Source organism: Thermococcus sp. ES12, assembly GCF_012027515.1.
GTDB lineage: Archaea > Methanobacteriota_B > Thermococci > Thermococcales > Thermococcaceae > Thermococcus > Thermococcus barossii.
Genome location: NZ_SNUP01000080.1, coordinates 1 through 437, shown reverse-complemented (window position 1 = coordinate 437; position 437 = coordinate 1). Strand labels below are relative to the sequence as shown.

Genomic DNA, 437 nt, shown 5'->3' with positions numbered 1-437 from the left:
GTATCATATTTTATCTCCAATTCATTACTGCATTGGCGCTGGCTTACCTAAGCATCAAAACAATTTTGGACATTACTCTTGTGGAGAAAGTCTCTCTAGCCACTAACATTTCAAATGAATCTTTTGATATTAAACCTGGAGTCTTCATATCAGAAAAAATTCCAGAAATATTCATCGAGAGTGGATTGGTTTTCTCACGAAATAACTCCAGAAGAGAAGGGTGGTTTTGGATAACTAAGCTCAATGCTCCAAATGCTATATATCCTACTAATCTACCAAAGATGTTAGATATAATTGTAAAATACATGAAAAACGCAAAAGAAGAAGGAAGACATCCGATAATTGTGATTGATAACCTTGAGTACTTGATTATGGAAAATGAGTTTGAAACAGTTCTGAGGTTTTTAAGTGTATTGAGAGATTATGCTGTTTTACAC

At 33.6% G+C, this 437-nt stretch carries 1 protein-coding gene; it reads left to right on the top strand.

The window, feature by feature from the left end; all coding sequences use genetic code 11:
• Positions 1–437, top strand: a 437-nt coding sequence (locus E3E37_RS11135) for a DUF835 domain-containing protein (protein ID WP_167717418.1), incomplete at both ends; no start/stop codon positions are given.